This is a genomic window from Novosphingobium sp. ERW19, assembly GCF_012641315.1.
GTDB lineage: Bacteria > Pseudomonadota > Alphaproteobacteria > Sphingomonadales > Sphingomonadaceae > Novosphingobium.
On the sequence record NZ_JABAIC010000013.1, the window covers coordinates 73,005 to 94,882 of the forward strand.

Here is a 21,878-nt window from a genome sequence, read left to right on the forward strand (position 1 = left end):
TGGAAATCTGCGTCGCAGACCAACGCGCGAAGTAGTCGTTGGTTGCGACGTCGTCCCGCCTCCAGGCCGTTGAAATTATTGAAACAGCAGTTGCAGTTAACGCGCAGGTTCACCGTGGGCGCGGTCGACCGCAGCAGTGACTGCGACGTCCATGGTCACGTTGCCCAGCGTGCGCATGAGGTCGGGCAGGACTTCCACGGCGACGAGGATGGCAAGCGGCTCCACCGGTATGCCCATGGCGATGGAGATGGGACCGATCGAGGTCACGAAGCTGATCGCGCCAGGCAGGCTGACCGCGCCCAGTGTCGTCAGCGTCGCCACCACGAAGCCGGCAACCAGCATCGAAGGCGTGATCGGCATGCCGAACCAGTGCGCGACGTAGATCGCCACGGCGAAGTTCATCGCAGGCCCGGTCGCGCGGAACAGCGCCACGGCCAAGGGCATCAACAGATCCGAAGTCTGATCCCGCACGCCAAGCTTGCGGCAGACTGTCAGCATTGCGGGAAGCGTTGCCAGAGAGGACTGGGTAGACAACGCCAGAGCCTGCGCCGGTAGCACAGCGCGCGCGAACTCTCCCAGCCGCAGACGCGCGCCGAAAACGGCAACGGCATATGCAGCAAGGAAGATCACCGTGCCGGCCGACGTCACCACCAGAACGTAGTGCGCCAGCGCGCCGATGGCCGAAGTCCCGCTTTGCGCTGCAACCGACAGGCTGAGGCAGAACACGCCGACGGGGGCTGCCAGCAGCACCCAGCCAATCACCACCAGCATCGCGTTGGCCACAGCCTCAAAGAACGTGGCCAGCGAGCGGCGCTGCGTTTCGGCGAGACGCGTGGCTGCAAGCCCGAATACGGCGGTAAACAAGATGACCGGCAGGATCTGGTCGGTGGCGGCCGATTGCAGCACATTGGTCGGCACCAGCGATTGCAGGAACGCGCCGAAGCCGGGCACGGTCGCCTTGTCGTGAATCTGCGCAACGCTGGCCCGCAGAGCTGCGGCGGCGGCGGTCGGCATCGGGAACACCGAAAGGATCGCCGGGATCAACAGTGCCGCCATGGCACTGCCGCCTGCAAGGATCGTGAAGAAGAACAGCAACGCCCGTCGTGCCAGCGCCCCCGCACGGGCTGCCGCCACCGTCTGCGCAATGCCGGTGAACAGCAGCGAAACCACCAGCGGGACGATCGTCGCGCGCAAGGCGTTGAGCCATAGCGCCCCAACGGGTTGCGCCACGACCAGCACGGGATCGAGTAGTGCCGGGTCGAGAAAAGCCAGTGCAAGGCCCAGCACAAGCCCGCCGACAAGCGCGGCAAAGATCCAGCCGGCGCGGATCGTCGGGATCGGCGGTTGCGTGATGGACGAATTTTCAGAAGGCGGTAAGGTCATCTTGAGACAACTCTAGCTAGGTTGCACGGCAAGGCAACGCATGCCGCCCGGGTTCGGGCGCACGAAAAAGAGGGAAACGCCGTTTCATGGCACGCAAGTTCTTCGGCACCGACGGTATCCGGGGCCGGACCAACGCCGGAGTGATGACCGCCGCGACCGCAATGAAGGTCGGGCAGGCTGCCGGCACATACTTCCAGCGCGGCGACCACCGCCATCGTGTCGTCATCGGCAAGGACACGCGCCTTTCCGGCTACATGATGGAAAGCGCGATGGTCGCCGGGTTCACTTCGGTGGGCATGGATGTCGTGCTGCTCGGCCCGATGCCGACGCCCGCGGTCGCCATGCTTACGCGCTCCATGCGCGCCGACCTCGGCGTGATGATATCGGCCAGCCACAACCCGTTCGAGGACAATGGCATCAAGCTGTTCGGGCCCGACGGCTTCAAGCTTTCGGATGACGCCGAACTGGCGATCGAGGCCATGCTGGCGCAGGATCTGGCGCTGGCTGATGCGACGCAAGTCGGCCGTGCCCGCCGCATCGAGGACGCACGGGGCCGCTACATTCACGCGGTCAAGGCCAGCCTGCCTGACAACGTCCGCCTCGATGGCCTGCGCATCGTGATCGATTGCGCCAACGGCGCGGCCTACCACGTCACACCCTCGGCGCTATGGGAACTCGGCGCCGAGGTCATTGCCATGGGTGTCGAGCCCAACGGCAAGAACATCAATGCAGGCGTCGGCTCCACCCATCTCGACGCGATCAAGGCCAAGGTGCGCGAAGTGCGCGCCGACATCGGCATTGCCCTCGATGGCGACGCCGACCGCCTGATCGTGGTCGACGAAAAGAGCCAGACGGTGGACGGCGACCAGATCATGGCGCTGATCGGCACCCAGCTTGCCGCACGCGGAGAGCTGCGCGGTGGCGGCGTCGTCGCCACCGTCATGTCCAACCTCGGCCTCGAACGCTGCCTCGGCGGCAAGGGCCTGACGCTCGAACGCACCGCAGTGGGAGACCGCTACGTGCTTGAACGCATGCGCGAGGGCGGCTTTAATGTCGGCGGCGAACAGTCCGGCCACATGATCCTGACCGACCACGCCACCACCGGGGACGGCACGGTTGCCGCTCTGCAGGTGCTGGCGGCGCTGGTGGAAAGCGGCAAGCCTGCCAGCGAACTGCTGCACCAGTTCGATCCGGTCCCGCAATTGCTCAAGAACGTGCGCTTTGCCGGCGGCAAGCCGTTGGATGACAAGACGGTCCAACAAGCGATCGCCGATGCCGAAGCCCGCCTGCTCGGCAAGGGTCGCCTCGTCATCCGCCCGTCCGGCACAGAACCGGTGATCCGGGTCATGGCCGAGGGAGACGATGCTGGCGAAGTCGAGGCCGTGGTCGACCAGATCTGCGATGCCGTCAGGAAGGCTGCCTGATGCTGGAAATGCGCCCCGATTGCGAACGCTGCGGCACGGATCTTCCCGCCGAAGCGCCCGGCGCCTTCATCTGCTCGTTCGAATGCACGTGGTGCGCGCAATGCGCCGAGGAGCTTGACGATCGCTGCCCCAACTGCGGCGGCGAACTAATGGACCGTCCGACGCGGGCCAAGGCGCTCCACGCCAAACACCCGCCCTCGACGGAGCGCAAGTTCAAGGGATGAGGCCACCACGCGTCCTGTCGATCGCTGGCTCGGACTCCGGCGGCGGTGCCGGCATTCAGGCCGATATCAAGACGATCACCATGCTTGGCGGCTACGCGATGACCGCCATCTGCGCGCTGACCGCACAGGATACCACCGGCGTCCAAGCCGTCGTCCCCGTCGATCCCGCCATGGTCGCCGCGCAGATCGATGCCTGCGTGAACGATCTGGGCGTCGATGCCGTCAAGATCGGCATGCTCGGCTCGCCCGAGATCGCCGCCGTGGTAGCAGGCCGGCTTGAAAGCCTGTCCGTGCCCATCGTGTTCGACCCGGTGATGATTGCCACCAGCGGTGCGGCGCTGGCCGATGCCGCGACGATCGCCGCTTTCGAACGCCTGATGGCCCTTGCCACGCTGACCACGCCCAACGTCCCCGAACTCGCAGCACTCGGTGGTGATGCCGCGATGCAGGCGCGGGGCATTGCCTATATCGCCAAGGGCGGTGACGCCGAGAAACCCGAAGTGATCGATCGCTTGGTCATGCCCGGCCAGCCCGAGCGCGTGTGGACCGCGCCCCGCATCGAAACGCGCCACACCCACGGCACCGGCTGCACGATGTCGAGCGCCATTGCCACGCTGCTCGCCAGTGGCGCCTCGCTTGAAGAAGCAGTAGAGGACGCGCGCGAGTTCGTCCGCGCCGCCTTGCTAGCCGCGCCCGGCTTCGGGGCGGGCCACGGCCCGCTGGGCCATCAGGCGGTGCGCTGATCCCAGTCCTCGCGGGTGAGCGCGAAGTAGACGCTGTCGCACCACTCCTCGCCGACCAGCCACGTCCGCGTGGCGCGGTGGGTCTCGGCGAAACCAAGCCGTTCAAGCAGCCGTGTGGAAGCCTTGTTGCGCGGATCGACGTCGGCAAGGATGCGCGGCAGGTGATGGACGGCAAAGCCGTGCGCGATCACCGCGCCCACCGCCTCGCGTGCGAAGCCCTGACCCCAGACTTCCGGGTCGAACATGTAGCCGAGGTCAGGAAAGCGGTAGAACCCTGCCTTGCCGATCACCCGGCCCTCATGTTCGACAATGAAGTCCTCGCCCTCGAGCGGCGGAATTTCGGCCATGTTGCCAAGCCATTCCGCCGTCACCGCCGCGTTGTCGTGCGGCGGCGTGGACCAGTAGGCCATGGCACGCGGCTGACGCATGATGCCGTGCATCGCCGCAAGGTCCTCCTGCGGGCGCACGGGTCGCAACAGCAGCCGCGCGGTCTGGATCATCGGGTCAGCAGTCCAGATCGTAGAACTTGACGATATGCGCCCACGCTTCCTCGGCCGTCTCCACCGGAATGAAAAGATCCAGGTCCTCGAAGTTGATCACGCCCTCTTCTGCCAGCGCGCGGAAGTTCACCACGCGGTTCCAGTAGTCACCACCGAACAGCAGGATCGGGATCGGCTTCATCTTGCCGGTCTGGATCAGGGTGAGCAGCTCGAAAAACTCGTCAAAGGTGCCGAACCCGCCGGGGAACACCGCCACCGCCCTTGCGCGCAACAGGAAATGCATCTTCCTCAGCGCGAAGTAGTGGAACTGGAACGACAGGTGGGGCGTGACATAGCTGTTCGGTGCCTGCTCGTGCGGCAGGACGATGTTCAGGCCGATTGATTCCGCGCCAGCATCCTGCGCCCCGCGATTCGCTGCCTCCATGATCGAAGGCCCGCCGCCCGAGCAGATCACGAACTGGCGCTTGCCGTCTTCCACCAGCCCGCACTTGCTGGCGGTGAAAGCCAGCTTGCGCGCTTCCTCGTAATACTTGGCCTTGGCAACGAGGCTCTCGATCACGGCCTTGCGCTCGGGCGTGGTGGCCGTTGCCAGCGCTGCGTCGGCCATGTCGGGCGATGGAATGCGCGCCGAGCCATAAACCACCAGAGTCGACCCGATGTCGGCTTCATCCAGCAGCATCTCGGTCTTGAGCAGTTCCAGCTGGAACCGCACCGGCCGCAGCTCCTCGCGCAGCAGGAAGTCGGTATCGCGGAAGGCCAGCCGATAGGCCGGGTCCTGCTGCTGCGGCGTGGTCTTGGGGTGGTTCTCGACGAAACCGGCTTCCTGCTCGGCCTTGTAGAACTTGCGCTTGGTCAGCTCGTGCTGCTTTTCTTCTTCAGTCATGCGCACATAGGTCGGTTACCATGCCGGAAAGCGCAACCCCGAACCGCGCAAGGAAAGATTGCTCCTCACAGGTCAAAACGCGCTGGTGCGGGATGCGGATTCGCAAGCTTGCAACGCCGCCTAGGCCGGTTCAGCGCGATGATGGCACCAGGCGACTGCAAGCCATAGCAACGCAAAGAACGTCAGGACGCCCCACTCGACAGCGTGTCCGGGCATCAGGCGGAGTGCGGCGACACCTGCGGCATACTGTCCCGCCGCCAAGGATACCGCGATCCAGCGCATGGCGCGGGATTGGAACCGGCAGGCCGCCGCCAGCACTATCCCGATGACAATCATGAGGAAAAAGAGCGCGTTCACGGCATCATCGTCGCCAATGATGCCCACGGCTGCATTCGACCATACGGTGAGGAAGGCTGCAATGCCGGCAAGAATATAGCCGATGCGCTGTGCGCCTGCCTGAGCGAATCGGGCCGCAAGTTCGAATACCGTGCCGATGAAGCCGAGCAGCAGCGCAGCGAACACGAAGTCCCCGGCTGTCCAGTTCACCTCCGGGGTCAGCTGCATCGCCAAGGCGGGGAGCAGGAGCAGTGCCAGGAGGCTGCCCCATCCGGCAACCCGCCAGCCAATGGCAGTCTTCATAGTACGGGGATTGGTCATGATCGGGCCTCCTTATGCATTTGCCGGGGCGGTTGATGCGTTGGCGCGGTCTGAAAGGCATGAGGAAAAGATGAGCAATTGCCGATATCGCGCCAGGTGCTTGCCAATGCCCCGGGATCGCAGCAGACCCGGACGCAATGGGAAGACACGCACAAATTTTGCGCTTCGGAGACTTCGAGCTCGACTGCGAGAACCGGCAACTGCGGCAACACGGCGCACCGGTCGAGCTTGGCAGCCGCTATTTCGATGCGCTGGCGCTGCTGGTTGCGCGGCGCGGCGAACTGGTGACCAAGGACAGCTTCATGGACGAAGTCTGGCAGGGCATCCCGGTGACAGACGAGGCGCTGACGCAATGTATCCGGACCCTGCGCCGCGCATTGGGGGACAACGCGGCCAAACCTCGCTTCATCCAGACGGTGCCGAAACATGGTTACCGCTTTATTGGTGCATTGCCGCGGCAAGCCAGCGGGGCACCACGGGCCTTGGCCTCGCGTATTGCCGCTGCCTGCACCCTGTCAGGACTCGCGGCAGGGGCGGCGGCGGGGCTTTTCTACGGCATTGTGGCGGGAATCGGTGGTGGCGGGCAGGTGCTGATCCTGTCGGCGATGATCGGCGTTCTGGGTCTTCTCGCCGGCGCAGGGCTTGGCGCTGGAATGGCTGCAACACTGGTTTGGCGCCAGCATGTCGACTGGTGGATCGTGGTCGGCACTGCACTGGGGGGCCTTGCGATTGGCGCACTGGGCAACCTTCTGGGCCGGGAAGGCGTGGGCTTGCTGTCCGGCGTATCCGACCTTTACGTAACCGGACCGTTTGAGGGCGCATTTCTCGGCTCTGCTGCAGGTCTTGCCGCGTGGGCTGCGCTTGCCGGCCAGGCGCGACGTATCGTGCTTGCCACGGCCCTGTGCGCGGGAGCGGCGGCAGGTCTCATTATCTTCCTGTCTGGCGGTATCCTGCTGGCAGGCTCGCTCCACGCTCTTGAGCTGGGAGTTTCAGGAATGCAGCTTGATGTCGACAGGATTGGCAGCCTGCTCGGCGAACAGGGGCTGACAAGGACTGCTCGGGGGATCACCTCGGTCATCGAGGCGCAGATTTTCGTCTTGGCGAGTGCCTGGGGGCTGCTCGTGGCAGGGGGAATATCTGAAGAGTTGGATGCCCCGCGAGGATTCGAACCTCGATAGACGGAATCAGAATCCGTAGTCTTACCATTAGACGACGGGGCAGTGTGAGGCGCGCAACTAGGGGGCGAGTGCGCCCAAGTCAAGCGGTTCGATGGGCATTTTTGGGGCCGGTCTTGCAGCCGGGGCGGCACATCGCTAGCATTGGGGCCAAGTACCCGGCCTGCATCAGGCGGCGCGGGAAAACATAAGCGAATACGATTCATGGCGGGTTCAATTCCGCCGGCAAATGGGCAAGGCACGCGACCGGACGGCCAGCCGGCCAACGGCAAGACGGCAGGCGGCAAGAAGGGGCAAAGGAAGAAGCCCCGTCGGCCCCGCGGCAAGACCGGGAGCGGCGCTCCACCCAAGTCGGCCGGCAAGACCAGTCCGCCCGCAACACGCGGTGGCGGCACACACGAGGCTATCGCCGCGGCAACTCCGGCTGTGGTGGCGGAACCTTCCGCAGCGCCTGCGTTCGAGCGGGCAAGCACCTGGCAGAAGCCGCTACCCCATCACCGTCAGGCATATGCCGCGATCGACCTGGGCACGAACAATTGCCGCCTCCTGATCGCCCGGCCCTCGGGCGAGCATTTCGTGGTGATCGACGCCTTCAGCCGCGTGGTTCGCCTTGGCGAGGGACTTGCACAGACCGGACGCCTTTCCGACGAGGCCATGGACCGTGCGCTCGGCGCCCTGCACGTCTGCGCCGACAAGCTGCGCAAACGCAACGTGCATCTCGCCCGCTCGGTCGCCACCGAAGCCTGCCGCCGTGCCAGCAACGGCCAGGCCTTCATCGACCGCGTCCGCAACGAAACCGGCATCCGCCTCAACATCATCACCGCGCAGGAAGAGGCGCGCCTCGCCGTGCTGGGCTGCCATGTCCTGCTCGAACAGGGCAACGGCCCCGCCATGATCTTCGACATCGGCGGAGGATCGACCGAGATGGTGCTGGTCGAAACCGGCGAAACCGTGCCCCGCATCCTCGATTGGCAGTCGGTCCCGTGGGGCGTCGTCTCGTTGACCGAAAGCATCGGCGCAATCGCCGACGATCCGCATGCCCGCGCGGTCGCCTATGCCGAGATGCGCCGCCGTGTGGACGAAGGCTTTGCCGATTTCACCGCGCGCGTAACGCCGATCCGGCACGCGGCACAGGGCGAACGCAGCATCCGCCTGCTCGGCACCAGCGGCACCGTGACCACGCTGGCATCGCTTCATCTCGAACTGCCGCAATATGATCGCCGCGCGGTCGACGGCTTGATCGTGCCGGCCGATTCGATGCGCGACATCTCGCGCCGTCTGTCGACCATGACGCCGTCCGAACGCATTGCCGTGCCCTGTATCGGGCGCGAACGCTCAGACCTCGTCGTCGCCGGGTGCGCAATCCTCGAATCAATCCTCGACATCTGGCCGGCAGAGCGCCTTGGCATTGCAGATCGCGGTATTCGCGAAGGCATCCTGCGCAGCCTTATGGCCACAGGCGCCGACCCGCGCGGACCCAGAAGAACGGAAGCAGCATGAGTCGTTCCGGAAAGAACCCCAATGAGCGGCTCAAGACCGCCAAGGGACGATCAGCATCGTCGGTGCGCTGGCTGTCGCGCCAGTTGAACGATCCATACGTGAAGCAGGCCAAGGCCGAAGGCTGGCGCAGCCGCGCCGCGTTCAAGCTGATCGATCTCGATGAGAAGTTCGGACTTCTCAGGGGCTCGAAACGCGTTGTCGACCTCGGCATCGCTCCGGGCGGGTGGAGCCAGGTCGTGCGCAAGAAGTCACCGGCGGCCAAGGTCGTCGGGATTGATCTCCTCCCGACCGAGCCGATCGAAGGCGTCACGATCTTCGAGATGGACTTCATGGCCGACGAGGCGCCCCAAGCCCTGCAGGATGCGCTTGACGGCCCGCCCGACCTCGTCATCTCCGACATGGCCGCCAACACCGTTGGCCACAAGCAGACCGACCACTTGCGCACGATGGGCTTGGTCGAGACGGCGGTCGACTTTGCCATCCAGACACTGGCGCCCGGCGGCGCGTTCGTAGCCAAGGTCTTTGCTGGCGGCACGGATGGTGAACTTCTCAAGATCCTCAAGACGAACTTCTCGACCGTAAAGCACGCCAAGCCGCCATCGAGCCGCAAGGATTCCTCGGAGTGGTACGTCATCGCCCAAGGCTTCAAGGGCCGCGCGGGGGAGCCTGCGTTAACTGACGACTAGCCTGCTGTCGCATCGCGGGACTCAGGACAAACCCTTAGCTGGGCGCACCCGGCAAGCATGGTTATCAGCGCCTTAACCGACGCACTCCGGAGCCACCCGATGACCTCCATCCGCAGCCTGCTGCTCCCTCTCGCCTTCCTCGGCTTCTCCGGCGGGGCAATGGCAGAAGACATCGCAGCAAGAGGATGGTCTGCCGACTGGAAGGTCATCGGCGTGGCCGAGGACCGCACCGAAGTGCTCGTTCGGCCCGAATCGGTACGCGAACTGCCGCCCAGTGCCGGTCGCAGCTTCGCCGTCCGCCAGGTCTGGGCAGGTTTCGACTTCGCCCCCGCCGCGGGTCTGGCCACCGGACGCAAGATCATCCTGTTTCGTTATGACTGCGCCGCGCGGCGCGTGCTGATCGCCGCTGCAACGGACTATGCGACATCCGGGGAAATCCTGTCCCGCAACGCCGTTGCCGCCGACAGTGCCGACCAATACGCCCCGGTCGAGCCCGAGACGCTCAACGCAGCGATCATGGCCGAGGCCTGCAGCCTATAAGTTTCAGCGCTTCGCATTCCAGTTGAACAGGAAGTTGCGATGCTCCGCCCAGGTCTGGCCCTCGATGTGATCGCCAACCAGGCATGCTGCTGTATGATAGGGTCCCGCGCCATCGGTGGTGCGAAAGCTCACGCAAGTCCGCGCGCGGTCGGTCTTCCAGCGTCCGGAGAGGATCTCGCTCTCGTAGAAGCTGCCCTTGACCGTGCCATCGGCCTGCAACTGCAGCACCATCGGTTTGGTGTAAGGCTCGTCCGGATTGGCCGACAGATCAACGGTCCAGTTGCCCTGTATTGCGGCGGGCGGTTCCACCGCACCGGCCTGAGTCATGACAAGCAGAAGCGGTAACGCAGCAAGCAGGCGCATCGGGTCCTCCCAAAGCGCAACTCTGCGCCGCCCTTGCGCGAAGGCAATAGGTACCAAAGACAGCAAAAGGGCGCCCGGACAGTTCCGGACGCCCTTTTGAATTTCGCCTGAAAGCGAAGCTTACTTCTTCGACTTCAGGTAGGCGATCACGTCTGCGCGCTGCTGATCATCCGTGATGCCCGCAAAGGTCATCTTCGTGCCAGCCGCAAAAGCCTTGGGATTCTTCAGCCAGGCATCAAGCGTAGCATCGTCCCAGGTGCCGCCCTTGCCCTTGAGCGCGTCGGAGAAGGCATAACCACCGCGATCACCGGCAACGGCCTCGCCATGCACGCCGAACAGATTCGGACCGATGCCGTTGGCCCCGCCCTGATCGATGGTGTGGCATGCCTTGCACTTGGCAAAGACAGCCTCGCCCTTGGCAGCGTCGCCAACCAGAGCAACCGCAGCACCGGCCGCAGGCGCAGCACCAGCAGCCGGAACGGCTTCAGGCGCAGGCAGCGGCAGGTTCGAGCCGAGCGAGTTGAGATAGAGAATCACGTTGGCGCGGTCTTCGCCCTTGGGCAGACCCGCAAACGACATCTTGGTGCCGGCGGCAAAGGCCTTGGGGTTCTTCAACCAGGCATTAAGCGTGGCGAAGTCCCAGTTGCCGCCCTTGGCAGCAAGATCAGCCGAATAAGCAAAGCCTGCGGCATGCTTGCCGACCGGTTTGCCGACGATGCCAAAGAGGTTCGGGCCGATGCCATTGGCGCCGCCCTGTTCGGCGGTGTGGCAGGCCTTGCACTTGGCAAAAACGGCTTCGCCCTTGGCAACGTCGCCAGCCGCGAGCAGATTCGCCAGCGGCAGTTCAGCCGCAGCGCCACCCTCGGCACCTTCTTCGACGACGCCTTCGATCGCGTAGCCCATCTCTTCCGGACGGTGCTCCTTGTCGGCCAGGAAGTAGTGCGCCGACAGGCTGGAGAGCCCCAGAGCCACGATGCCCCCGAACAAGGTCCATCCGGCGATGGTATTGAAACGATCGTCCATTTACGAGCCCCATAGGCGCAACGTCAGCACCTTGCCGACACCCGCGCGAGTTCGGGGTCCCTCTAGTCAGCGCCATGCAGCAGCGCAAGATGGTTTGCGCCGCAAAATCGATCTCCCTTGCCCGAAAGAACAGACCGGCTTAACGCGCGCAGCACAATGCAGAGCTATCCCGCCCCCGCGCTCGCCCTTGTCGAGAACATGGCTGCCGCCGCAGCCGCCGATCCCGCGCGCGCCGTTTCGTTCCAAGGGGCGCCCGGCGCCAACTCCCACCGCGCCGCTCTCGAAGCCCTGCCAGATTGCCTGCCGCTGCCGTGCTTCTCGTTCGAAGACGCGCTCGACGCGGTCAAGGAAGATCGCGCGGCCCACGCGATCATCCCGATCGAGAACTCGCAGCATGGGCGCGTAGCAGACATCCACTTCCTGCTGCCGGAAAGCGGGCTTTCGATCGTCGGTGAACACTTCCTCGATATCCATGCGAGCCTGATGGCGCTGGGCGATGGGCCGTTCACGGCTGCCTACAGCCACCCGCAGGCGCTCGGCCAGTCGCGGTTCTATCTGCGCGATCGCGGAATCGTGCCGATGAGCTATGCAGATACGGCCGGCGCCGCAGCCTACATCGCCGAACTCGGTGATCCGACCGTGGCCGCGCTTGCTCCGCGCATCGCCGCCGAACTCTATGGCCTCAAAGTCATCGAGGACAACGTCGAGGACGCGCACGACAACACCACCCGCTTCGTGATCCTGTCGAAGACCCCGCGCGATCCGGCCACCATCTCCGGCCCGGCGATGACCACGTTCGTGTTCGAAGTGCGCAATATCCCGGCTGCGCTATACAAGGCGCTGGGCGGCTTTGCGACGAACGGCGTCAACATGACCAAGCTGGAAAGCTACCAGCGCGGCGCGAGCTTTGCCGCCACCGAATTCTATGCCGATATCGTCGGCGCTCCAGGTGAACGCCCGGTTGATCTCGCGCTCGAGGAGCTCGATTTCTTTGCCAAGAACCTGCGAATACTTGGGACTTACCCAATGGAACGCATTCGCGGCCAGTAAGAGTATTCAAAAGGCCGATGACTTGCCCTTGCCCCGCCGCCTGCCACGTGCAAGGTTGCGCGGGTGACGGCACCTGCGGCGGCAACAGTACCAGCAAATGATGCGGCCGCAGCCGAGGCTGCGTGGCGCTCGATCCGCGAATCGTCGGACCTCCAGTTTGCTCCCGTCCCGCCCGACCCGGCACCGATAACCCCGGACTGGCTCAAGGCGCTTGGCCGATTTCTCGAATGGCTGCTCTCGCCGCTCGGGCGCCTGCTCGGCAGCAGCTGGAGCGTGATCGAGATGCTGTTGCTCGTGGGCGCAGGCCTCGGCGTGCTGTGGATCGCCTGGAGCCTGCTCTGGCCACTGTGGCGGGAACGTGGCACCCGCCATAAAGTGGCCGAGCCTGAATGGGCGCCGCAGCGTGAAGAGGCGCTTGCCCTGCTTGAGGACGCAGACCGCCTCGCCGCGCAAGGCCTCTATGGCGAGGCCGCGCATCTCCTGCTCAAGCGCAGCATCGGCCAGATCGCCCGGGCCCGGCCCGATTGGCTGGCCCCGTCCAGCACCGCGCGCGAGATCGGCACGATCGCGGGCCTGCCCGGAGAAGCGCGCACCGCATTCGGCACCATCGCCAGCCTGGTCGAGAGCGCGCGCTATGCCTTGCGCCCGTTGGGGGCGGATGAATGGCGTGCGGCGCGCGAGGCTTATTCACGCTTCGCCATCGCGCCGCTGACGGCCGCGGGCCAATGAGCAACGCCGCACCATCGCCGTTCTCGCGCGGCACGCTGATCGGCATGCTGCTGGTCGGTGCGCTCGCCTTCGTCGCGCTGCTCTGGTTCCTCGGCAACGGCACCGGCGGCAATAGCAACAACGGCGGCGCGCACGTCGGCGGACAAGGCCTCAACGGTTATGCCGGCCTTGCGCGGATGCTCGAAGCCGAAGGCCTGGACGTCCAGCGGCAGCGGAACAAACGCGCGCTTGAAAACACACCAGGCCTGCTGATCCTCACCCCGCCAGCCGACGCTGATGGCAAGGAGATCGCCAAAATCGTCGATGCCCACCGCTATTGGGGGCCGACCATCGTCGTCACGCCGAAGTGGCTGGCCACGGGTGTCGACGCCAAGGCCGCCAAGCGCGGCTGGGTGCAGATGGTCGGCACGCAGGCGCCCTTATGGAAGGGCTTTGCCGACAACGTCACGGTCGAGATCGGCGACGACGAAGCACCGCCCGCAGGCGGCTGGAAGCTCGGCAACCGCCGCGGCAAGTTCCCTGATGATCGCCAGATCGAAACCGGTTCCGGCAAGGGCCTCGTGCCCATCCTCACCACCGGCAGCGGCAAGACCCTCGCCGCGTTTCTTGACGACGACGGTTACTATCCCGCGCTCAACACGCTGGCTGGAATAGATCCCGATTACGGCGGCGAGGACGAGGATCTTTATCCCGTCGTCCTCGTGTTCGAACCTGACCTGCTCGACAACTGGGGTCTTGCCGATCGCAACACCGCCATGCTTGCCCGCGATCTCGTGCTGGCAACGGCGGACAATCGCAGCCAGCCCTTCGTCTTCGACATGACCTTCAACGGCTTTGGCGCCAGCCGCAACCTCCTCACCCTCGCGTTCGAGCCGCCGTTCCTTGCCGCCACGATCTGCCTGTTCCTCGCCGCGCTGGCGATTGCCTGGCGTGCGTTCAACCGCTTTGGCCCTGCATTGGCGCAGGCGCAGGAAATCGCGTTTGGCAAGGCTGCCCTCGTCGCCAACGCCGCGGGACTGATTCGCCGCGCCGGCCGCGTCCACCTTGCCGCTGCACCTTATGCCGATGCCACGCGCGAACGCATTGCGCTGGCGCTGGGCCTACCCAAGGGCCTTGCACCGGACGAAACCGAACGCCTGATCGACGCCGCGCAAGTCCGCCGCGCCGTGGCCGGACCGCCCTTTTCCCAAGCGGCGCGCCACTTGCGCGATGCCCGCAAGCCCCATGAGCTGACAAAGCGCGCCCAAGTGCTGCAGCAGATAGAAAGGCACCTCAAGTGACCGAGACGACCACCGAAATGTCCCTGGCCGAGCTTGGCGCGCTATCCGGCCGGATCCGCGCCGAAGTCGGCAAGGCGATCGTCGGCCAGGAAGAGGTGCTCGATCACCTGCTCGTCGCGCTTTTCGCAGGCGGCCATGTCCTGCTCGAAGGCCCTCCCGGCACCGCCAAGACGTTCCTCGCCCAGACCTTCGCCGCCGCTCTCGGCCTCGATTTCGGGCGCATCCAGTTCACGCCCGACCTGATGCCCGGCGACATCCTCGGGTCCAACCTGTTCAATTTCCAGACCAGCCAGTTCACCCTCACGCGCGGGCCGATCTTCCACGAACTGCTGCTGGCGGATGAAATCAACCGCACCCCGCCCAAGACACAGGCGGCCCTGCTCGAAGCCATGCAGGAGCGCCGCGTCACGCTCGACGGCGAGGTCCACGCCCTGTCCGAACGCTTTACTGTCGTCGCCACGCAGAACCCGATCGAAAGCCAGGGCGTCTACCCGCTGCCCGAAGCCCAGCTGGACCGCTTCCTGTTCAAGCTCATCGTCGGCTACCCCACGGCCGAAGAAGAAGCCCGCATCGTCGCCCGCTATGGCGAAGGCAAGGGCACGCCCAAGCCCGCCGACCTCGGCGTGATTTCGGTGACGACAGCGGCTGAGCTTGGCCGTGCGCAAAGCGCCATCGCCTCGATCACGCTGGCCGAATCGATTGTCGACTACGTCGTCCGCCTCGTCCGGGCCACGCGCGAGAGCGGTGATCTCGTCGTCGGCGCCAGCCCCCGCGCCGCCGTACTGCTGTCCAGCGCCGCCCGCGCCCGCGCCGCGCTCGATGGCCGCGACTATGTCATCCCCGACGACGTAAAGGCGCTGGCCACCGCAGTCCTGCGCCATCGCCTGATGCTCAGCCCCGCTGCCGAGATCGAAGGCAAGCAGGTCGAGGCCATCGTCACCGCCCTCGTCGAAGGCACGGAAGCCCCGCGTTGAACAAGCCTGCCGCCCTGCTGCCTTCGGGCCGTGCGGTCCTGCTCTTCGCGGGCCTCGCTCCGCTGGCGCTGGTCGTGGCGGCGGCGGCCCCCGCGGCATGGATCGCCGCACCCGCGCTGGGCGGCGCGCTGCTCGTACTGATCCTGCTCGATGGCCTGTTCGCCGGAACACTTGAGGACGTGCAGGTCCACGCCCCGTCCGATAGCGAAGTCGGCGAACCGGCCACTCTCACGGTCGTTGCCTCGCTTGCCCGCGCCCGCAATGGCATCCGCCCGGACGCCGCCATCGCCTGCGCCCCCCGCCTGGCCGACGGCGGCCGCATTGCCCTGCCCCTCGCCTTTGCGGATGGGGCCTGGAGCGGGACTACCACGATCACCCCCACCCGCCGCGGCACTGGCCAGCTTACCCGCCTGTGGCTGCGCTGGAGTGGCCCGCTCGGCCTCGCTCACCGTCAGGCCACCCGCGATCTCGATGCCGAAGTCCGCGTCTGGCCCAACATTGCCCCGGTGCGCAGCCCGGCACTGCAGATCTTCCTGCGCGATGCCCAGTTCGGCCTGATCGCGCGGCGCATCCGTGGCGAAGGCACGGAATTCGAAGCACTCGCCGAATACGAACCGGGCATGGACCGCCGCCGCATCGACTGGAAAAGCTCTGCCCGCCATGCCCGCCTTTTCGCCAAGGAATACGAGGTCGAGCGCAACAACCAGATCGTCTTCGCCTTCGATTGCGGGCAGGCGATGTGCGAACCGATCGAGGGCCTGCCCCGCATCGACCGCGCCGTCACCGCTGCGCTCACCACCGCCTATGTCGCATTGAAGGCGCAGGACCGCGTCGCCCTGTTCGGCTTTGCCGCGCGCCCCGAAGTTGCCACCCCCTTCGTCACCGACAGCCGCGATTTCGCCCGCCTGCAGCGCGCCGCCGCACAGCTTGATTACCACCCCGGTGAGCCCAACTTCACGCTCGCCCTGTCCACGCTCGCCGCGCGCCTGCAGCGCCGTTCGCTGATTGTGCTGTTCTCCGACTTCTCCGATCCGACCAGTGCGGAACTCATGGTCGAGAACGTGGGCCGCCTGATCGAGCGCCACCTCGTCCTGTTCGTGGTAATGGCCGATGCCGAACTCGCCAACCTCACCACTGCTCCGGTCACCGACATGCAGTCCGTCGCCGAGGCCGTCACCGCCACCACGCTGGCAAGGCAGCGCGCGGTCGTGCTGCAACGCCTGCGCCATCTCGGCGTGCGCGTGCTCGAAGCGCCACATGACCAGATCGGCACGCGGCTGCTCGATTCCTACCTCGCGATCAAGCGCGAAGGGCGCATCGGATGAACGCCGTCACTACCGGCATTGCCCAGAAGATAGGCGGCTGGTTCGCCCGGCCAACCGAAGCTGCCGTCGCTGCCGAGCAGGCCGCCTTGCGCTCCGATCGTTTCCGCCTGGAACGGGAAGCCGATTGGAAGCGTCTCGAAGAGGTTCTCAGGCGCATGGAATCGGGCAGCACGCGCCGAGTTTCGGATGAGGACCTGCTCGCTCTCCCGGCGCTCTACCGCACCGCCACTTCCAGCCTTTCGATTGCGCGCGAAACCTCGCTTGATGCCGCGCTCGTCGCCTATCTCGAAGCCCTGACCCAGCGGGCGTGGTTCCTCGTATATGGGCCACGCGCCTCGCTGTGGTCGTGGTTTCGCGGCTTCATCGGAGGCGGGTGGAGCGCCAGCGTGCGCGGACTTGGGATAGACCTGCTGATCGCGCTCGCGCTGATGGTCGCAGGCACCGTCGTCGGCTGGCTGCTCGTGGCTTCCAACCCCGATTGGTATTATTCGCTCGTTCCCGGCGGCATGGCTGACGTCCGCGCGCCCGGCGCCAGCCGCGAGGTGCTGCTTGGCACCCTGTTCGGCAACCAGGACCAGAACGGGATGAGCGTCTTTGCCGCCGGGCTGTTCAGCAACAACGCGCAAGTCTCGATCATGTGCTTCGCGCTGGGCTTCGCCTTCGGCCTGCCGACGATGCTGCTGCTCGTTCACAACACGGCGCTGCTAGGCGCGATGCTGTGGCTCTACCACGGGCAGGGGCTGCTGCTCGATTTCGTCGGCTGGCTCGCCATTCACGGCACGACCGAACTGTTCGCAATCCTGCTCGCGGGCGCAGCCGGCATCCACATCGGCCGAGCCATGGCCTTCCCCGGCAACATGTCGGTCATGGATGCCGCCGCTGCTGCCGGTCGCCGGGCCGCGCAGGTGATGACCGGCGTTGTCCTCATGCTGATCGTCGCAGCGCTGCTCGAAGGCTTCGCCAGGCAGCTGATCGATTCCACGCCGTCCCGCCTCACTGTCGGCGGCTTCATGCTGGTGCTGTGGACCGGTTACTTCTTCGCCTACCGCCGGGAGGCCCGCTGATGGCCCTCCGTCTGCCAGTGCGCCTTCCAATGCGCCTGCCTTTCCGCCGCACCGGCAAGTCCGCGCCGCGCACACCGCAGGCGCTTCAGGACCGCCGCCGCCGCATGGTCGTCACTCCTGAAGGCGTGCCGCTGCCTTTCGTCCTGGCCTCACGCGGAGCGCGCGCTGCCGCACTGTTCCTCGATCTTGCCATGATCGTCGGCGCGATCGTCGGTGCCTCGCTGCTCATTATCTATGTCGCCGATGCAGTGGGCATCAATTACAAGGATGACGACAGCCCCGCCGGGCGCGCCGTGCAGGCGCTGGTCATCATCTGGATCATCGTCGTGTTCCTGTTTCGCAATGCCTGGTTCCTGTTCTTCGAACTTGGCCCGCGCGGCGCCACGCCGGGAAAACGCATCACCGGCATCCGCGTCGCCGCCCGCGCACGCGGCAAGGACGGCGCGCGGTTGACCACCGAAGCGGTGATTGCCCGCAATCTCGTGCGCGACATAGAACTGTTCATGCCGCTGATCTTCATCTTCGTCGCCGCGGTCGAAGGCGGCGATACCGAGCTGGCAGCATGGTCAGGCCTCGTCTGGTTCCTGATCTTTGCGCTGTTCCCATTCTTCAATCGCGACAGGCTGCGCTGCGGAGACCTGATCGCCGGGACCTGGGTAGTCGAAGCGCCCAAGCGCAAATTGGAACAGGCACTCTCGGTTGGAGAAGGCGCGCGCGGCGTCTCGCAGACCACCGGCGTGCAGTACCGCTTCAGCGATACGGATCTGGCGGTTTATGGCGAATACGAACTGCAGGTGCTCGAACGCGTGCTGCGTGAAAATCGCGAAGAAGCGCTGCGGGATGTCGCCCGCACGATCTGCGGCAAGATCGGCTGGAACGCAGGCGCCGGTGACGAGCGCGCCTTCCTCGAAGCCTATTACGCCCAACTGCGCGCCCGCCTCGAAACCGGCATGCGCTTTGGCCGTCGCAAGGCCGACAAGCACACCTGATACCAAGCTGCTCCCGACCTCCCGCCACTGATCGGCGGTTATGATACGTTTGAGCTGCGCGTCCCCTTCACGGCTCTTCTCGAGCATTGCGAGATGGCGCCCGTTCGTGCTCAAAAGTCAATGTTACTGGAAGGGAGGGACCCAATGGACCGCGTCACGATCATCGAAGACGATCTTTCCGGAGAGGCGATCCGTGAGCTCGTCGCCCTCCACCTTTCAGGCATGCATGCCAACTCGCCAGCCTGCAAAGTCCACGCCTTGCCCGTGGAGAAGCTGCGGCAACCGGGCGTCACCTTCTATTCGGCTTGGGTCGGGGATGTGCTGGCCGGGATGGGCGCGATCCGCGAACTCGATGCCACGCATGGCGAACTGAAGTCCATGCGCGTCGCAAGTGATTGGTTAGGAAAGAAAATTGGCGAAGCGATGCTGCTACACCTGCTTTCGGTTGCACGGCAGCGCGGCTACGCCCGCGTCAGCCTCGAAACCGGCCAAGGCCCCGCCTTCGAACCGGCCCTCGGGCTCTATCGCAAGCACGGCTTCGTCAACTGCGAGGCCTTTGCGGACTACGTCCTGGACGATTTCAGCCAGTGCCTGACGCTGCAGTTGTAGCCTCGCCGCTAGGAGCATCTGCCTCACCCCACTGGATCGTCCACCCCGGGAACGCGATCTGCAGCGCGGCGATGGTGGATTCTGGCAGGGGCTCAGCTGAAAATACCCGCGCAGATCTGCGCTCCGGATCGACCAGAACCGCAGTCTCGTCGCCATCAACAATCCGCGCCAAGGTCGCCCGCAGCCGGGTAATCTCTGCCTTGCGCGTTCGCTCGGTTGCCACTGCGTCCTCCAGTGCGCGACGCGCGTCGTCTGCTTCCGGCGTGCCGCTGCGGATCTGGACAAGGCGTACCTGGACGTTACGGCCGAGGAGGCCCTCCACGCGATCTGCGAAGCGGTCCTGCAGACCGACGTTGTAAACCGGCGCCATTACCACCGCATCCACTTGCGCAGGCGTGCTGGCGAGGTTGCTGTCGAGGCGATCAATCCGGGCAGCCGGGCCAGCCAGTTCTTGCAGCTGGCGGTTTATGGCCGATTGCGCTCTCGCCTCGCGCACGTTGGCAGAGAGCCTCAAGCCGAGCGGGATGGCAAGCGCCACCAGCGTGACGATGATACCGGCGGTCTGCGCCCAGCTCTGTCGAGGTGAGAGTTGCGTGCCGAAACCGCGGACACGTGCGGTGACCGTGGCCATGAGAGCAATGGCAGTGGCATTGGTGATGAACAGCAGCAGCGCACCCCAGGCGTAGTCGAAGCGCATGGTGGCAAGGGAGAAACCGACGACAGCCAGTGGCGGTACCAACGCTGTCGCAATGGCCACGCCGACCAGGCTGATGGCTTCACGCCGGACGGTGGCATATGCACCGGCGATACCGCCGAACACCGCAACCAGCAGATCGAGCAAATTGGGCCGGACACGTGCGAGGATGCTTGGCGTCACGTCCTGGATCGGCGAAATCCAGGTGAGCAGAACGGCAATGAGGATTGCCAGAATCATACCCACGCCGAGCGATCTTGCCGCGCGCCGCAACAGCGCAAGTTCAAAGATGGCCACGCCAAAGCCGAAGCCCATGATCGGCCCAAGCAGCGGCGAGATGAGCATCGCACCGATGACGACCGGCGCAGAGTCCATGAGCAGCCCGACGTGCGCAATCGCGGTCGCGAGGGCGACCAGCATGAGGTAGGTCGGCGAAAGACGCGCTGAGCGCGCCACGGACGCGAGCAGGGCAGCGCGGCCGTGGCTCGGCTTGGACAGCTCTTCGCTGAGAGGTGTAGGCTTACCAGCCAATCTCGCCCCCTTAACCCATTTGGAGTGTTTCCCCGGGGAAACACTCCAAGGTGGCGTTGTGCGTGATGGTGTCAGAGCTTGCCGGTGAGTTCCGGGACCAGCGTGAACAGGTCACCGACGAGGCCGATGTCGGCCACTGCGAAGATCGGGGCGTCCTCGTCCTTGTTGATGGCGATGATGGTCTTGGAGTCCTTCATGCCGGCAAGGTGCTGGATCGCGCCCGAGATGCCGACCGCGATGTAGACTTCCGGTGCCACGATCTTGCCGGTCTGGCCGACCTGGTAGTCGTTGGGCACGTAGCCTGCGTCGACCGCGGCGCGCGATGCGCCGATGCCGGCGCCCAGCTTGTCGGCCAGCGGGGTGATGACCTGCTCGAACGTGGCAGCGTCCTTGAGCGCGCGGCCGCCCGAGACGATGATCTTGGCGCTGGTCAGTTCCGGACGCTCGGACTTGGCGATCTCGGCGCTGACGAAAGTGCTGAGGCCGCTGTCGGGGGTGGCGCTGACGGCTTCGACCGCTGCGCTGCCACCGGTGGCGGCAGCCTTGGCAAAGGCGGTGCCGCGCACGGTGATGACCAGCTTTGCGTCGGAGCTTTCGACCGTGGCGATGGCGTTGCCGGCGTAGATCGGACGGGTGAAGGTCTTGGGGCCTTCGACCGAGAGGATGTCCGAGACCTGCATGACATCGAGCAGCGCGGCCACGCGCGGGGCGACGTTCTTGCCCGTGGTCGTGGCAGGGGCGACGAAGGCGTCAAAGTCGGCCATCAGGCCAGCGACGAGCGGGGCGACGTTTTCAGCCAGCGCATTGTCGAGCGATGCGTCGTCGGCCTTGAGCACCTTGGCAACGCCGGCGATCTGGGCGGCGGCCGTTGCGGCGCCGTCGCAGTTCGATCCGGCGACCAGCGCGGTCACTTCGCCAAGCTGGCTGGCAGCGGTGACGGCAGCGAGCGTGGCGTCCTTGACGCAAGCGTTGTCGTGTTCGACGAGAACGAGAACCTTGGACATCAGGCTACTCCCATTTCCTTGAGCTTGGCGACCAGCGTGTCGACATCGGGCACCTTGATGCCGGCCGAGCGCACCGGCGGTTCGCTGACTTTCAGCGTCTTCAAGCGCGGGGCGATGTCCACGCCGTAGTCGGCGGGCGACTTGGTGGCCAGCGGCTTGGACTTGGCCTTCATGATGTTGGGCAGCGAGGCATAGCGCGGCTCGTTCAGGCGCAGGTCGGTGGTGACCACCGCCGGCAGCGCCAGCTTCACGGTCTGCAAGCCGCCGTCGATCTCGCGCTTCACCACCACGGCATCGCCCTCGACCGAAACCTCGTTGGCAAAGGTGCCCTGCGGACGGCCCAGCAATGCGGCGACCATCTGGCCGACCTGGTTGCTGTCATCGTCGATCGCCTGCTTGCCGGTGATGATCAGGGCGGGCTGCTCCTCATCGGCAATACCCTTGATGATCTTGGCCACCGCCAGCGGCTCGACCTCGGTGCCGTCCTCGACCTGCACCAGCACCGCCCGGTCCGCGCCCATCGCCAGA

The 21,878-nt window shown here is 65.4% G+C and carries 24 protein-coding genes, 1 tRNA gene and 1 pseudogene; 15 read left to right on the forward strand and 11 right to left on the reverse strand.

The window, feature by feature from the left end; all coding sequences use genetic code 11:
• Positions 1 to 96: 96 nt before the first annotated feature.
• Complete coding sequence (locus HGI46_RS19425) at positions 97 to 1,383, reverse strand: dicarboxylate/amino acid:cation symporter (protein WP_168905496.1); 1,287 nt, start codon at positions 1,381 to 1,383, stop codon at positions 97 to 99.
• An 86-nt stretch (positions 1,384 to 1,469) separates the two neighbouring features.
• On the opposite strand from HGI46_RS19425, the gene glmM reads away from it, so the two are divergent.
• From glmM to thiD, 3 genes are read left to right on the forward strand one after another with little or no spacing between them, the layout of a single operon-like run.
• On the forward strand, positions 1,470 to 2,807 hold the full coding sequence (gene glmM / locus HGI46_RS19430; protein ID WP_168905497.1) for a phosphoglucosamine mutase: 1,338 nt from the start codon (positions 1,470 to 1,472) through the stop codon (positions 2,805 to 2,807).
• The gene (locus tag HGI46_RS19435) at positions 2,807 to 3,031 is read left to right on the forward strand and encodes a DUF1272 domain-containing protein (protein WP_118072542.1); all 225 of its coding nucleotides are present in this window, start codon (positions 2,807 to 2,809) and stop codon (positions 3,029 to 3,031) included. Before glmM ends, HGI46_RS19435 begins: the two co-directional genes overlap by 1 nt.
• Positions 3,028 to 3,774 (forward strand): bifunctional hydroxymethylpyrimidine kinase/phosphomethylpyrimidine kinase, encoded by a 747-nt coding sequence (gene thiD, locus HGI46_RS19440; RefSeq protein WP_168905498.1) that lies wholly within the window; start codon positions 3,028 to 3,030, stop codon positions 3,772 to 3,774. The genes HGI46_RS19435 and thiD overlap by 4 nt, the downstream gene beginning before the upstream one ends.
• On the opposite strand, the gene HGI46_RS19445 is transcribed toward thiD, so the two are convergent.
• The 3 genes from HGI46_RS19445 to HGI46_RS19455 form a co-directional block, all read right to left on the reverse strand.
• Positions 3,759 to 4,274 (reverse strand): GNAT family N-acetyltransferase, encoded by a 516-nt coding sequence (locus HGI46_RS19445; protein WP_168905499.1) that lies wholly within the window; start codon positions 4,272 to 4,274, stop codon positions 3,759 to 3,761. The genes thiD and HGI46_RS19445 overlap by 16 nt on opposite strands.
• Positions 4,275 to 4,278: 4 nt before the next feature.
• Positions 4,279 to 5,157: an LOG family protein gene (locus HGI46_RS19450; protein WP_118072545.1), complete on the reverse strand. Its 879-nt coding sequence runs from the start codon at positions 5,155 to 5,157 to the stop codon at positions 4,279 to 4,281.
• A gap of 120 nt (positions 5,158 to 5,277) precedes the next feature.
• Entirely contained in the window at positions 5,278 to 5,814 is a 537-nt protein-coding gene (locus HGI46_RS19455; RefSeq protein WP_168905500.1) for a hypothetical protein, read from the reverse strand.
• A 137-nt stretch (positions 5,815 to 5,951) separates the two neighbouring features.
• Here HGI46_RS19455 and HGI46_RS19460 point away from each other — a divergent pair, with 137 nt between their 5' ends.
• Positions 5,952 to 6,992: a transcriptional regulator gene (locus tag HGI46_RS19460; protein ID WP_206065839.1), complete on the forward strand. Its 1,041-nt coding sequence runs from the start codon at positions 5,952 to 5,954 to the stop codon at positions 6,990 to 6,992.
• Here the strand turns inward: HGI46_RS19460 and HGI46_RS19465 are convergent.
• Positions 6,961 to 7,034 (reverse strand) — tRNA-Gln (locus HGI46_RS19465). The genes HGI46_RS19460 and HGI46_RS19465 overlap by 32 nt on opposite strands.
• Before the next feature lie 159 nt (positions 7,035 to 7,193).
• Here HGI46_RS19465 and HGI46_RS19470 point away from each other — a divergent pair.
• From HGI46_RS19470 to HGI46_RS19480, 3 genes are all read left to right on the forward strand, one after another.
• Entirely contained in the window at positions 7,194 to 8,489 is a 1,296-nt protein-coding gene (locus HGI46_RS19470) for a Ppx/GppA phosphatase family protein (protein WP_168905502.1), read from the forward strand.
• Positions 8,486 to 9,175 carry an RlmE family RNA methyltransferase gene (locus tag HGI46_RS19475; protein ID WP_168905503.1) on the forward strand — a complete coding sequence of 230 codons (690 nt, stop codon included), beginning with the start codon at positions 8,486 to 8,488 and terminating at the stop codon, positions 9,173 to 9,175. The genes HGI46_RS19470 and HGI46_RS19475 overlap by 4 nt, the downstream gene beginning before the upstream one ends.
• Before the next feature lie 99 nt (positions 9,176 to 9,274).
• A complete protein-coding gene (locus HGI46_RS19480; RefSeq protein ID WP_168905504.1) occupies positions 9,275 to 9,715 on the forward strand; it encodes a surface-adhesin E family protein in 441 nt (146 codons plus the stop codon).
• A gap of 3 nt (positions 9,716 to 9,718) precedes the next feature.
• Here the strand turns inward: HGI46_RS19480 and HGI46_RS19485 are convergent, their stop codons facing one another.
• The 3 genes and pseudogenes from HGI46_RS19485 to HGI46_RS22260 all read right to left on the reverse strand — a co-directional run.
• On the reverse strand, positions 9,719 to 10,042 hold the full coding sequence (locus HGI46_RS19485; RefSeq protein WP_118074558.1) for a hypothetical protein: 324 nt from the start codon (positions 10,040 to 10,042) through the stop codon (positions 9,719 to 9,721).
• Positions 10,043 to 10,198: 156 nt separating this feature from the next.
• Positions 10,199 to 10,513 (reverse strand): cytochrome c family protein, encoded by a 315-nt coding sequence (locus tag HGI46_RS22255; protein ID WP_240946906.1) that lies wholly within the window; start codon positions 10,511 to 10,513, stop codon positions 10,199 to 10,201.
• A 21-nt stretch (positions 10,514 to 10,534) separates the two neighbouring features.
• Positions 10,535 to 11,101, reverse strand: a pseudogene (locus HGI46_RS22260) (cytochrome c family protein); the annotation flags it as partial.
• Positions 11,102 to 11,257: 156 nt separating this feature from the next.
• Here HGI46_RS22260 and HGI46_RS19495 point away from each other — a divergent pair.
• The 8 genes from HGI46_RS19495 (at position 11,258) to HGI46_RS19530 (ending at position 19,121) form a co-directional block, all read left to right on the forward strand.
• Positions 11,258 to 12,151, forward strand: a complete 894-nt coding sequence (locus HGI46_RS19495) for a prephenate dehydratase (RefSeq protein ID WP_168905506.1) — start codon at positions 11,258 to 11,260, stop codon at positions 12,149 to 12,151.
• Between the two features lie 63 nt (positions 12,152 to 12,214).
• Positions 12,215 to 12,880: a DUF4129 domain-containing protein gene (locus HGI46_RS19500; protein ID WP_168905507.1), complete on the forward strand. Its 666-nt coding sequence runs from the start codon at positions 12,215 to 12,217 to the stop codon at positions 12,878 to 12,880.
• The gene (locus tag HGI46_RS19505) at positions 12,877 to 14,160 is read left to right on the forward strand and encodes a DUF4350 domain-containing protein (protein WP_168905508.1); all 1,284 of its coding nucleotides are present in this window, start codon (positions 12,877 to 12,879) and stop codon (positions 14,158 to 14,160) included. The genes HGI46_RS19500 and HGI46_RS19505 overlap by 4 nt, the downstream gene beginning before the upstream one ends.
• Positions 14,161 to 14,177: 17 nt before the next feature.
• Positions 14,178 to 15,134, forward strand: coding sequence for a MoxR family ATPase (locus tag HGI46_RS19510; RefSeq protein ID WP_168905520.1), 957 nt, complete (start codon positions 14,178 to 14,180; stop codon positions 15,132 to 15,134).
• On the forward strand, positions 15,131 to 16,459 hold the full coding sequence (locus HGI46_RS19515) for a DUF58 domain-containing protein (RefSeq protein WP_168905509.1): 1,329 nt from the start codon (positions 15,131 to 15,133) through the stop codon (positions 16,457 to 16,459). Before HGI46_RS19510 ends, HGI46_RS19515 begins: the two co-directional genes overlap by 4 nt.
• Entirely contained in the window at positions 16,456 to 17,523 is a 1,068-nt protein-coding gene (locus tag HGI46_RS19520) for a stage II sporulation protein M (protein ID WP_168905510.1), read from the forward strand. The genes HGI46_RS19515 and HGI46_RS19520 overlap by 4 nt, the downstream gene beginning before the upstream one ends.
• The gene (locus HGI46_RS19525; RefSeq protein WP_240946902.1) at positions 17,523 to 18,512 is read left to right on the forward strand and encodes an RDD family protein; all 990 of its coding nucleotides are present in this window, start codon (positions 17,523 to 17,525) and stop codon (positions 18,510 to 18,512) included. The genes HGI46_RS19520 and HGI46_RS19525 overlap by 1 nt, the downstream gene beginning before the upstream one ends.
• 144 nt (positions 18,513 to 18,656) lie before the next feature.
• On the forward strand, positions 18,657 to 19,121 hold the full coding sequence (locus tag HGI46_RS19530; protein WP_168905511.1) for a GNAT family N-acetyltransferase: 465 nt from the start codon (positions 18,657 to 18,659) through the stop codon (positions 19,119 to 19,121).
• Here HGI46_RS19530 and HGI46_RS19535 read toward each other — a convergent pair.
• The 3 genes from HGI46_RS19535 to HGI46_RS19545 form a co-directional block, all read right to left on the reverse strand.
• Complete coding sequence (locus HGI46_RS19535; RefSeq protein WP_168905512.1) at positions 19,093 to 20,346, reverse strand: TIGR00341 family protein; 1,254 nt, start codon at positions 20,344 to 20,346, stop codon at positions 19,093 to 19,095. The two genes, HGI46_RS19530 and HGI46_RS19535, sit on opposite strands and share 29 nt — an antisense overlap.
• Before the next feature lie 71 nt (positions 20,347 to 20,417).
• Positions 20,418 to 21,350 (reverse strand): electron transfer flavoprotein subunit alpha/FixB family protein, encoded by a 933-nt coding sequence (locus HGI46_RS19540; RefSeq protein WP_168905513.1) that lies wholly within the window; start codon positions 21,348 to 21,350, stop codon positions 20,418 to 20,420.
• Positions 21,350 to 21,878 (reverse strand): electron transfer flavoprotein subunit beta/FixA family protein (locus HGI46_RS19545; protein WP_168905447.1); only part of this gene is annotated, 529 nt, incomplete at its 5' end. The genes HGI46_RS19540 and HGI46_RS19545, both read right to left, overlap by 1 nt.

Coding starts and splice junctions, on each gene's coding strand:
- HGI46_RS19425 (WP_168905496.1), bottom strand. CDS start 1,383: ATGACCTTACCGCCTTCTGAAAATTCGTCCATCACGCAACCGCCGATC.
- HGI46_RS19495 (WP_168905506.1), top strand. CDS start 11,258: ATGCAGAGCTATCCCGCCCCCGCGCTCGCCCTTGTCGAGAACATGGCT.
- glmM (WP_168905497.1), top strand. CDS start 1,470: ATGGCACGCAAGTTCTTCGGCACCGACGGTATCCGGGGCCGGACCAAC.
- HGI46_RS19510 (WP_168905520.1), top strand. CDS start 14,178: ATGTCCCTGGCCGAGCTTGGCGCGCTATCCGGCCGGATCCGCGCCGAA.
- thiD (WP_168905498.1), top strand. CDS start 3,028: ATGAGGCCACCACGCGTCCTGTCGATCGCTGGCTCGGACTCCGGCGGC.
- HGI46_RS19540 (WP_168905513.1), bottom strand. CDS start 21,350: ATGTCCAAGGTTCTCGTTCTCGTCGAACACGACAACGCTTGCGTCAAG.
- HGI46_RS19505 (WP_168905508.1), top strand. CDS start 12,877: ATGAGCAACGCCGCACCATCGCCGTTCTCGCGCGGCACGCTGATCGGC.
- HGI46_RS19485 (WP_118074558.1), bottom strand. CDS start 10,042: ATGACTCAGGCCGGTGCGGTGGAACCGCCCGCCGCAATACAGGGCAAC.
- HGI46_RS19450 (WP_118072545.1), bottom strand. CDS start 5,157: ATGACTGAAGAAGAAAAGCAGCACGAGCTGACCAAGCGCAAGTTCTAC.
- HGI46_RS19460 (WP_206065839.1), top strand. CDS start 5,952: ATGGGAAGACACGCACAAATTTTGCGCTTCGGAGACTTCGAGCTCGAC.
- HGI46_RS19470 (WP_168905502.1), top strand. CDS start 7,194: ATGGCGGGTTCAATTCCGCCGGCAAATGGGCAAGGCACGCGACCGGAC.
- HGI46_RS19530 (WP_168905511.1), top strand. CDS start 18,657: ATGGACCGCGTCACGATCATCGAAGACGATCTTTCCGGAGAGGCGATC.
- HGI46_RS19435 (WP_118072542.1), top strand. CDS start 2,807: ATGCTGGAAATGCGCCCCGATTGCGAACGCTGCGGCACGGATCTTCCC.
- HGI46_RS19445 (WP_168905499.1), bottom strand. CDS start 4,274: ATGATCCAGACCGCGCGGCTGCTGTTGCGACCCGTGCGCCCGCAGGAG.
- HGI46_RS19455 (WP_168905500.1), bottom strand. CDS start 5,814: ATGACCAATCCCCGTACTATGAAGACTGCCATTGGCTGGCGGGTTGCC.
- HGI46_RS19475 (WP_168905503.1), top strand. CDS start 8,486: ATGAGTCGTTCCGGAAAGAACCCCAATGAGCGGCTCAAGACCGCCAAG.
- HGI46_RS19520 (WP_168905510.1), top strand. CDS start 16,456: ATGAACGCCGTCACTACCGGCATTGCCCAGAAGATAGGCGGCTGGTTC.
- HGI46_RS19525 (WP_240946902.1), top strand. CDS start 17,523: ATGGCCCTCCGTCTGCCAGTGCGCCTTCCAATGCGCCTGCCTTTCCGC.
- HGI46_RS19480 (WP_168905504.1), top strand. CDS start 9,275: ATGACCTCCATCCGCAGCCTGCTGCTCCCTCTCGCCTTCCTCGGCTTC.